Origin of the sequence: Saccharothrix coeruleofusca, from assembly GCF_014648515.1 — a bacterium.
Classification (GTDB): Bacteria; Actinomycetota; Actinomycetes; order Mycobacteriales; family Pseudonocardiaceae; genus Actinosynnema; species Actinosynnema coeruleofuscum.
The window spans coordinates 51945-63263 of the sequence record NZ_BMRG01000016.1 but is presented as its reverse complement, the minus strand read 5'-3'; the positions used below and the strand labels follow the sequence as shown (position 1 = coordinate 63263).

At 70.8% G+C, this 11319-nt stretch carries 2 protein-coding genes; one reads left to right on the top strand and one right to left on the bottom strand.

From position 1 onward, the window contains the following. Positions 1-49 precede the first annotated feature (49 nt). Complete coding sequence (locus IEZ00_RS28500; protein ID WP_209618226.1) at positions 50-1114, top strand: spore photoproduct lyase family protein; 1065 nt, start codon at positions 50-52, stop codon at positions 1112-1114. 127 nt (positions 1115-1241) lie between these two features. Here the strand turns inward: IEZ00_RS28500 and IEZ00_RS28495 are convergent, their stop codons facing one another. Then, positions 1242-11318, bottom strand: coding sequence for a non-ribosomal peptide synthetase/type I polyketide synthase (locus IEZ00_RS28495; RefSeq protein WP_189226532.1), 10077 nt, complete (start codon positions 11316-11318; stop codon positions 1242-1244). Position 11319: the final 1 nt, after the last annotated feature.

Genomic DNA, 11319 nt, shown 5'->3' with positions numbered 1-11319 from the left:
CGCGCCGTTCCTGTGCCGGAACTGTCGGTCCCGTTCGGACACTGGACTGGTGACCGCACCGCCCCTGATCTCACCCACCCGCATCTACGTGGAGCCCGCCGCCGCCGAGCTGCCGCGCGGCCGCGCCGTGCTCGACCGGTTCCCCGACGCCGAGCGGGTCGAGGTGGCCAGCCACTGGCGCATCCCCGAGCTGCACGGCGACGAGGCCAACGCCCGGCGCTGGGTGCGGATCAAGCGCGAAGCCCTGGTGCTGGGCGTGAAGAAGTCGCTCAGCGCCCGGCCCAACGGCCGCTCCGCGCACTTCATCGCCCCCTCCACGGCCAACGGGTGCGCGATGGCGTGCGCCTACTGCTACGTGCCCCGGCGCAAGGGCTACTCCAACCCGATCACGGTGTTCGCCAACATCGAGCAGATTACCGGCTACCTGGCGCGGCACGTGGCGCGCCAAGGTCCGATGACCACGCCCGACCAGGTCGACGACCGGGCGTGGGTCTACGACATCGGCGAGAACTCGGACGGCGCGGTGGACGCGCTCGTCAGCGACAACGTGCGGGACCTGGTGGAGCTGTTCCGCGGGCTGCCCACCGCCAAGGCGTCGTTCGCGACCAAGTACGTCAACCGCGATCTGCTCGACTGGGATCCGCAGGGGCGCACCCGCGTCCGGTTCTCCCTGATGCCCGAGCGCACCGCGAAGCTGCTCGACATCCGCACCAGCCCGGTGGCGCGGCGGCTGGCCGCGCTGGACGACTTCGTGACCGCCGGGTACGAGGTGCACGTCAACCTGAGCCCGGTCGTGGTGCACGACGGGTGGCTGGAGGACTGGGCCGAGCTGCTGGTGGCGCTGGGCGACGCCACCTCGGCGGCCACGCGGGACCAGTTGGCCGCCGAGGTGATCATGCTGACGCACAACCGGGCGCTGCACGAGGTCAACCTGGGCTGGCACCCGCGCGCGGAGGAGCTGCTGTGGCGGCCCGACCTGCAGGAGAGCAAGCGCAGCGAGGGCGGCGGCGTGAACGTCCGCTACCGCTCCGGGCTCAAGCGCGCCCTCCTGGACCAGCTCCTGTCCCTGATCGCCACGCACGCCCCCTACCTCCGCGTCCGCTACGCCTTCTGACCGGCGGCGAGGGCACGTCCAGCCCTTCCGGCCAGGACGTGCCCTCGCCGCGTGGAACCCCCGCCGGGCGAACCGCCTGCTCCGGGCGGTCGAGGTCGCGTGTTCCCGGAGCGCGCCCGCGCGGTGCTCAGGACAGCCGGCTGATCAGCTGGTCCGCCCAGTTCTCCACCGTGGTCGAGTGGAACAGCTCCGTCGAGTACTCGACGTCGAGGACGATCTCCCCCTCACCAAGGGTGAACACGAAGTACAGATCGGTGCGAGCCTGCCCCGGAACGCCGTGACCGCTGATCTCGGTCTCCGCGGACCCCAGGGTCACGGTGGGCGCGGGGGTCGTGATGACGGTGAACAGCACCGCGGGGTAGGGGGTGTCCGCCTCGTCCGGGATGGCGGTGCGCACGACCTCGCTGAGCGGCAGCTCCTGGTGGTCGAGCGCCGCGTACAGGCGGGTGGCGACATCATCGCCCCTGCGCACCCGGACCAGCACGGCCTCCCCGACGTAACCGATCATGGTCTCGTGTTCCGGCCTGGTCCGGCGTGAACTGGACGTGGCGAGCACCACGTCGTCCTGGCCGCTCACCTCCGACAGCCACTGGGCGAACACCTGGGCGATGATCACGTTCGGTGTGGTGTCCGAAGCCGATGCCGCTGCCCGCACCGAGGCCACCGGAGCACTGCGGTGGACGAGCGCGCCCGCGCCGGAGAGCGCCTTCGGACGCGGTTTGTCGTAAGGCAGGGTCGGGTGGAGCGTCGCCCCGGCGAGCTCCCTGGACCAGAAGGACCTCAGCTCCTCGTCGCCTGCCACCGCGGCTCGTTCGAACCGGACGTGGTCCGGGTACTGCGCGGACGGCGGCGGCAGGGGCGTTCCGCTGTACAGGGCCGACAGCTCGCGCCAGAAGATCCCGGCCGACCAGCCGTCGAAGATCATGTGGTGGAAGACGGCGGCCAGCACCCAGTTGTCGTCGGTGACACGGCCGACGCGGACGCGGAACAGGGGGGCGGTGGAGAGGTCGAACTCCGCGCTGGCCTGGGACACGAACCAGTCGCGCACCCGAGCCTGGTCATCGGGCAGGTCCTCCACCGGCACGGTGACCGGCACGTGCGGCAGGACCTCCTGGTGCGTTCTGAAGAACCGGGTGCGCAGTGCCGCGTGCCGCTGAACCAGCTCGGAGAGCGCTCGGCGCAGCGCGTCCACGTCCAGCGGCCCGTTGACGTCCACCCGGAACACCACGTTGTAGACGGACGAGTCGACGCGGGCGTGGTGGCGTTGCCACAGCCTGCGCTGGGCGCAGCTCAGCGGCACCCGGTCGACGAGCTTGGCGGCCAGGCCGCGGATCGTCGGGTTGAGCAGGAACTCGGTCATCGAGACCTCGGTGCCGGTCTCGGCGGTGATCCGGTTGAGCAACCTGACCATCGTCAGGGAGTGCCCGCCGAGTTCGAAGAACGACTGGTCGACACCGATGTCGGCGCTGCCGAGCTCGGCTCGCCACAGGGCGTGCAGGGTCTTCTCCAACGCGGTCGCGGGTGGCGCGACCTCCGCCGGTGACGGTGCGGGCAGCTGGGACGTGGCGAGCTTGCCGTTGGAGGTCAGCGGCAGTCGTTCCATCCTGACCCAGCGGCGCGGGACCTGGGCGGACGGCAGCACCAGGGACAGCGACGACGCGATGTCGGCCGGATCGTCGTCGGTGACCACGTAGCCCACGAGTTCGCCGTCCCGCACCACGACCGCGGCGTCCCGGACTCCGGGGAGCTGCAGCAGGGCGTGCCGGGTCTCACCGGGCTCGATCCGGTTGCCCCGGATTTTGACCTGGTCGTCGGTGCGGCCGTGGAACTCCAGCACGCCGTCGGCACGCCATCGTCCGAGGTCTCCGGTGCGGTACCGGCGCGGTGCCACGAACGCCGCGGCGGTCTCGGCGGGCCTGTCGAGGTACCCGTCGGCGACGCACACGCCTTCGAGCTGGATCTCGCCGACCGCGCCGATCGGGACGCGTCGCCCAGCGGGGTCGACCACCTGCACCCGGACGCCGTCGAACGGTCGGCCGATCGGCGGCCTGCTGTCACCGAGCTCGACCCGGTGGACGGTGGCCAGGATGGACGCCTCAGTGGGCCCGTACGCGTTGTAGAGCACGCACTCCGGGTGCGCCGCCAGGAACTCGTGCACGGCTGGCGTCGGAACCGTCTCCTCGCCCACGGAGACGATCTCCCGCAGCGACGGCAGCGAAGGCACCGGCTCCAGCAGGTGCAGCAGTGGGGTGAACGGCATGCAGACGCGCTCGACCGAGTAGGTGCGGATCACCTCCGCGACCGCGGCCGGGTCGTAGCGGATCTCGTCCTCGGTCAGCACGAGCGCCGCACCGGACGCGAGTGTCGTGAAGATGTCGTACACGCTGACGTCGAACGAGGGGGAGACCCACTGCAGCGTGCGCGTCGGCGGGTGGTGCCTGCCGTGCTGGCGGACGAGGTTCACCGGGCCACGATGCGGTACGAGCACGCCCTTGGGGCGTCCCGTGGAACCGGAGGTGTAGATGCAGTAGGCGAGATCGTCGGGGCTGGTGCTGTTCGGCGGTGGCACCGCGGACGATCCCAAGTCCTCCACGAAGAACGTCGGCACCTCGGCGATGGACTGCCGCGCTCGATCGGTGAGCAGAACCGCGGCACGGGAATCGTCCATCAACAACCGCAGGCGTTCCAGCGGGAGCGACGGATCGAGTGGCAGAAAAGCGGCTCCGCTCTTGAGGACCCCGAGCACGGCCACGATCTGCTCGGGACCGCGTGGCAGGTGGACGCCGACCAACGTGCCCGGTGACACGCCGTGGTCGATCAGGACGTGAGCGATCCCGTTCGAGCGCTCGTCGAGCTCTCGGTAGGTCATCTCACCCAACGGGCCGGTGATGGCCACCGCGTCGGGGTCCCGTCGGTCGACCAGTTCGTGCAGGCAAGCCGTGGAACTGTCGGCATCAGCCCCCTCCCAGCGCGCGAGCAGGTGCCGGTCCTCGGCGGTGATCTCCGCCGGGACACCTGCTCTGGCCGACCGCAGCACGTGCTCGAAGTAGGTGAGCATCCGCTGGATCGTGCTCTCGTCGAACAGGGCGGTGTCGTACTCGACCACGCACCGCACGCCGTCGGCCGCGTTGGTGAGGTACAGCACCAGGTCCATCGGCGCTCGGTCGCTGGGCACGTCCAGCGGGGTCGCGGTCAGCCGGGGCGGGTCGAAGTCGACGGCACCGGCGTTCTCGTACTCGACCAGGACTTGGAACAGCGGGTTGCGCCCCGGATCGCGGTCCGGGTTGAGCTCTTTGACCAAGCGGTCGAACGAAGCGCCGCTGTGCTCGTAGCTGTCCATGGTGGACGCGTTGAGCCGCTGGGCGAGCGCGGCGAACGGCAGGTCACCCGACAGGTCCATCCTGAGCGGGATCGTGTCGACGAACATGCCGATCACGTCGTCGTTCGGGCGGCTTGACAGGCCGGTGCCGATGACCAGGTCGTCCTGGCCGCTGAACTTGGACAGCACGGTGGCGAAGGCGGTCAGCAGGGTGGTGAACGGCGTCACCCGCTGCTCGACGGAGAACTCGCGGATCCACTCGCGCAGGTCACCGGCCAGTTCGCGGGTGAGGAACGCGCCTTCGCCGGTTCGCACAGCGGGCCGGGGGCGGTCGGTCGGGAGTCGCAGCTCGGGGGCGTCGGCCAGGTGGGCCCGCCAGAATTCGACGTCCTGTTCGCGGTCCTGCTCGGGGACGGCGATCTCCTTGATCGCGGGGAGGGCCGCGTCCGAGGGCCAGGACTTGTAGAACGCCGCGAGATCCCTGAGGAACACCACGGTGGAGGCCGAGTCGAACACGATGTGGTGCGCCAGCAGGAACAGCACGTGGTGCTCGGCGGAGAGCCGCAGCAGTCGGGCGGACAGCAGCGGACCGGTGGTCAGGTCGAACACCTCGCGCCCGGCGGTGCCCATCACCTCCCGCAGGCACTCCTCCTCGGAACGCCCCGCGCAGTCGATGACCGGGCAGTCGATGGTCACATCGGGACGGGTGACCCGGTGCGGTTCCCCGTTGATCTCGTGGAAGACGCTGCGCAGCGCCGGCTGCCGGGCGATCACCTTGGCCAGCGCGCCGAGCAGTGCCTGCTCCTCCAGCGGGCCGACGAACCGGATGGCCTTCGGCTCGTGGTAGACCCGCTGCGCCGGGTGCAACCGCTCGAGGAACCAGATCCGGCGCTCGGCCGGAGTGGCGACCCTGGTCTCCTGCCTCTTCTGCGAGTACACCCGCCGGAGTTCGTCCACCGCGGGCAGACCGGCGAGCACCTTCTCGGTCGCGACGCCGAAGTCGACGAAGCACGCGATCTCGTCCACCCCGGCCGCGAGCAGGTCGTCCATCACCTTGCCGCAGCTGATCGGGCTCCCGATCAGGGCGCGGGAGTCGCAGTAGCGCTGGTACGCCTGTTCGAGCAGGAAGGTCACGTCGTCCTCGGCGGCGCTCTCCAGGTCGATGTCCACGCCGAGACTGTTCGTCACCTGGTTGAACAGCGACAGCGACGAGCGGAGGTACGCGCAGAACGGCTCGAAAGCCTCGGCGCGTGCCACGTCCGGGTCATCACCGACGTAGGTGTGGACCAGCACCACGACACGACCCGCGGCCGGGTCCAGACCGTGCTCCTCCCTCGTCCGCCGGTACAGCGCGATGTTCGCCGCGAGCTCCTCGACCGTCTGGGACATCAGGTTCGTGACGACACCGACGTTCGCGGCCGCTGCCTTGCGGTAGCTCTCCGGGTTGCCGACCACCGCCACGTACATGGGCGGCTGCTGCTGCACGGGCCGAGGGTGGGATCGCACTTGGACCACCTCGCCGTTGCCCGCGGTGGCCGTGATGGCCTCACCGGACCACAGCCTGCGCACGGTGTCCAGGCGCGTGTAGAGCTCCTCCCGGTGCCTGCCGTAGTTCTCCGGTGCGAGCACGAAGTCCTGGGCGTGCCAGCCGCTCGCCACGCACAGGCCCGCCCGACCACCGGAGAGGTTGTCCACGACGGACCACTCCTCGGCCACCCGGAGCGGGTGGTGCAGCGGGAGCACGACCGAGCCCGCGTGCAACCTGACGCGGCTGGTCTGCGCGGCCAGCGCGGCGGCGAGCACGGACGGGTTCGGGAACAGGGCGCCGAAGGAGTGGAAGTGCCGCTCGGGCAGCCACAGGGCGTGGAAGTCGTGCTCGTCGGCGAACCTGGCCGCCTCGGTGATCAACCGGTACTTGTCCTGCGCGGTCTCGTCGGGGTAGTCGCCGAAGAAGTACAGGCTGAAGTCGCACGCGGTTCGCGACGGCCACGGCGTCGTGGCGAGCGGGCGCACGTCGACCTGTGGCAGCGGCTTCACGACCGGCTTCACGACCGGGTTCGCATCCGGCTTCGCGACCGGCTTCGCATCCGGTTCGGCAGGCGGCCGCGGGGTTCCCCTCGTCCCGAGGAGATCCAGTTGACGGGCCATGAGCTGGGAGATCTCGGTGGTCAGCCGCTCGGTGATGCGCAGCTGTCGCTCGATGACCGCGTACACGTCGGTGTCCGCCGCCTCGGCCAGGGGCAGCTCGGTTCGGGCAGGTCCGGTTGGCGGCAGCTCGGTCCGGGGCGGCTGGGGCCCTGGCAGCTCGGTCCGGGGTGGCTGGGGTCGGAGTGGCTCGGGAGCGGGCTCGGTCGCCGTGCGGGGAAGCGCCCGCCCGACCTTGGCGGCGAGTTTCCGGGGTGTGTCGGTCTCGCCGAACAGCTCCCGCACCGGAACCCGGACGTCGTGCCTCACGTCCAGCTCGCGAACCACGCTCATCAGCGTCAGCGAGTCGGCCCCCAGCTCGACGAACGACCGGTCGGGATCCACCTCCGGCAGACCCAGCTGCTTGGCCAGCAGCGAGCCGACCACGTCGAGGCTGGACTCGTCAGCCTGCTCCGGGGCCGTGGGCTGAGCTACCGGCGTGCGCTGCAGCGGACAACCTGGCAGCGGGACACGACGACCGTTGACGACTCCGCTCCAGTCCGGCGTCACACCTGTCCGGTAGACCTCGGCGAGGGCGGTGGGCAGGGCGAGCTCGGTGCCCCAGCTCGGTACCCAGCGGCTTCCGGGAAGCGCCCTGCGGGCGATGCCCGTGAGCACGCGACCGGGACCGATCTCGACGAACAACCCAGCGTCAGCGAGCGTGGACAGGACCCGGTCGAACCGCACCGTTCGCCGGGCGTGGTCGCACAGGTAATCCGCGTCCACCGCGGCCAACGGCGTGCCGTCCAAGCCGCTGATCACGGTCTTCCGCAACGGTCCGAGAACGACACCCGACGCGCTCGCGCGCAAGTCCTCGATGATCGGCTCCATCAGGGCCGAGTGGAACGCGCGGTCCACGTCGAGCCTCCGCCAGACCATGCGTTGCTCGTCGAGCAGCTCGATCGCCGCTTCGAGGGCGCGGGCAGATCCGGACAGCACGCACGCCCCCGGTCCGTTCACAGCGGCGATCTCGGTGCCGGTCCTCGTGGCGATCCGATCCACCTCGGGCGGATCACCGACGACGGCGACCATGCCGCCGGGCTCGGTGGCGGACATCAGCTCGCCGCGAATCGTGGTCAGCCGCAGCCCGTCCTCGAACGTCAGCGCTCCGGCGGCATACAGCGCCGCGTACTCACCGACGCTGTGCCCGGTGACGATGTCCGGCTCGACGCCCAGCGAACGCCACATCTCCACCAGAGCGACCTGGAAGGCGAACAGCCTCGGCTGGGCCTGCGGGCTGTCGCAAGCGGCGAGCACTTCCTGCGAGCGCGGAAAACCGGTGAAGTCGGCGCTGGTCGGGAGGGTGTCCTGACCGGAGAACGCGAACACGATCGGGCCGCGACCGGCGGGCTCCGGCAGTTCGGTCAAGGCGTCGGCCAGTTCGGCGACCGTCCTGCCGACGACGGCCGTCCGGTGAGCCAGGTGCCGACGACCGAGAGCCAGGGTGCTCGCGACGTCGGCTGCGGACAGCTCGGGGTGCTCCACCAGGTGGTCGCGCAGTTCCCCGGCCAGTCGGCCGAGCGCGGCCGGAGTGTGCGCGGACAGCGGCAGGACCACCGGACCGGTGGCGGTCGCGGGAATCACCGCAGGCGCCTCCTCCAGGACCACGTGCGCGTTGGTCCCGCCGACTCCCAGCGCGCTGACCCCGGCCCGCCTCGGCCCGCCGCTCGTGGTCCACGGCTGGTGCCGAGTGCCCAGGACGAAGGGACCGTCCGAGAGGCGCAGTTCGGGGTTGGGCTCGCGCAGGTTGATGGTGGGCACCAACTCCCGGTGCCGGAGCATCAGCACGGTCTTGATCAGACCGGCCATCCCGGCGCAGGTGTCGAGGTGGCCGATGTTCGGCTTGACCGAGCCGAGCGTGCAGAACCCGGTGCGGTCGGTGTCCGCGCGCAGCGCCCTGGACAGGGCCTCGACCTCGATCGGGTCACCGAGCGCGGTGCCCGTTCCGTGCGCTTCGACGTACGAGATCGTCTCCCCGGACACTCCTGCCCTGCGCAGGGCCTCGCGGACCACGGCGACCTGGCCGGACACGCTCGGCGCGGTGAAGCCGACCTTGGTGGCGCCGTCGTTGTTCACCGCGGTCCCCAGGATCACGGCGTGCACGGTGTCACCGTCGGCGATGGCCCGGTCGAGCCGCTTCAGCAGCACGGCGGCGACCCCGTTGCCGCCGACCGTCCCGTCGGCCTCGGCGTCGAACGTCCGACAGCGCCCCGTGGCGGAGAGGATCGAGCCGGGGAAGTGCCGGTAACCCGCCTCCTGCGGCACGCGGACGGCCGCGGCGCCCGCCAGCGCCATGTCCGCGTCGCCGCTCAGCAGTCCCTGCACGGCCAGGTGCACGGCGACCAGAGCCGTCGAGCACGCTGTCTGCACGCCGATCGCGGGTCCGGTGAGGCCGAGCCGGTAGGCCACTCGGGACGCGAGGAAGTCCGGCTGGGTGCCGATGGTCGCCTGCATCGCGGTCGGGACGTCGCGGGCGGGCCGGAGCAGGTCCTGGTGACCGTAGAGGTGCATGCCCGAACCCGCGTAGACGCCCACCCGGAGGTCTGGTCCGGTGGCGGCGTATCCGCCGTGCTCCAGCGCCTGGTAAGCGCACTCCAGGAACAGCCGGTGGTCGGGCTCGGTGAGCTCGGCCTCAGCCGGGGACATCCCGAAGAACTCCGCGTCGAACACGTCCACATCGGCCAACGTGCCGCCGACTGGCACCACATCGGGGTCGGCGTCGGTGAACCTGTCGACGCTGTCCACGCCCTCGCGCAGGTTCCGCCAGAACTCGTCGATCGTCGACGCGCCGGGGAACCTCGCCGACATCCCGATGATCGCTATCCTGGTGTCCTCCTGGCGCGCCTCTGCCGTGGCGGGCCCGGTTCGTGGCCTGCCCATCACGTGGGCGGTCAGCGCGGCCACGGTCGGGTGCTCGAACATGGCGGTGCTCTCGATGCTCACGCCCAGTCGCTCTTCGAGGCGGGCCTTGAGCTGCATCAGCGTCACGGAGGTCAGGCCCAGCTCGTAGAACGGCGTGTGCTCGTCGATCTCCTGGCCCAGGATGTCGCTCACGGTCGCGCGCACGTCCGGCTCGACCAGCTCCCGCAGCGCGCCGCGCTTCACCTTGCCGCTGCTCGTGCGGGGGAAGTCGCGAGCGGGCACGGGGATGACGCGCGCGGCGGTCAGCCGCAGGCGCGTGAACACGGCCGCCCTGATGTCACGCTGGATCCTGGCGGTATCAACGCCGTTGTCCTCGAAGAAGACCGCCAGCTCGTCGCTGCCCGTCGCCGGGTTCGAGATGCCGCACGCGCCGACGCCACCGGCCGGGACGCCTGCGACGGAACCGGCGACCTCCTCGACCTCGTGGCACGACACGTTGTGCCCGTTGAGGATGATCACGTCCTTCTCCCGGCCCGTGATCACCAACACGCCCTCGTCGATGAACGCGAGGTCGCCGGTGTGCAGCCACTTCCCGTCACTGGAGAGCGCGGCCCGCGTGGCTTCGGGATTATTGGCGTAGCCGGTGGTGATCCGGTTGCCGGACACCTGCAGGCTGCCGATCCGCCTCTCGGGCAGCGGGTTGCCGTCGCTGTCGACGATCCGGATGGCCGCTCCGGGGGCGGGCGAGCCGGCGGTGACGAATGTCGAGCTGTCCGGGCCCGGTCCCTCCGCCCACCGCAGGGTTGCGCCGAGACTGGACTTGAGCACGTGCCGCACGTGCAACCCGCCATGCGTGATCCCGGTCGTCGTCTCGGCCATGCCCCAGGTCGGCACGAACATGTCGCGGGTCAGCCCGAAGGGTGCCGTGGCCGTGAAGAACCGGTCCACCATCGACAGCGTGATCTGCTCACCGCCGCACACCAGTGAGCGGACCGCGCTCAGGTCCCAGCTCCGGTCGCCCGCGGCCTCGACGGCGCGGGCGACGAGCTGGTAGCCGAAGCTGGGCGCCCAGGTGTGGCTGGCCCGCCACTCGGCCAGCGCGTCGAGCCAGGTGAGCGGATCGGCCAGCACATCCCCGGTCGGCAGGTGGACGTTCGTGCAGCCCGCGAACACTTCGGCCACGTGGTAGAGCAGCAGCGCGCCACTGTGGTCGATGGGCAACCAGTTCAGCGAGACGGCAGGCGGATCGATGCCCAGGACACGTCCGCTCCCCGCGGCCATCTCGGCCAGCGCGCGGTGCGTCAACTGCGCGGCCTTGGGGGCGCCAGTGCTGCCGGATGACAGCACCAACAGCGCGACGTCGTCCTCCTGCGGGTGGTGGACCTGCTCGGCTTCCGGTTCGTCCTCGCACCCGGAGATGTCGATGGTCGCGATGTCCAGGGCCGCGGCGCCGGTGGTGTCGGTGATCACCGGTGGCCTGCCGAGCAGGTTCCAGGTGTGGATCAGCCGGTCGTGGGCCGGGCCGCGGGCGGGCGGATCGGCGATGACCACCGGTTTGATCCCGCCGAGCAGGCACGCCCAGAACGCCGGGAAGAAGGCGGTCAGCGGCAGACCTGCGATGATGGCATGGTCACCGCTGGTCACCCCCGACCGCCGGAGGCGGGTGGTCATGCGGCGAGCCAGGGCCAGGAGATCCGGATAGGTCTGCAGGCCATGGGATGTGCCCACACCCGAGTGCGGGAACTCTCGGGCGGCGCGCAGGAGGGCGGCAACCGCGTCGCGGGGGTCGTCGTCGCTCAGGTGGAGATCGCCACCGCAGGTGAACGAGGATTCTCCCATG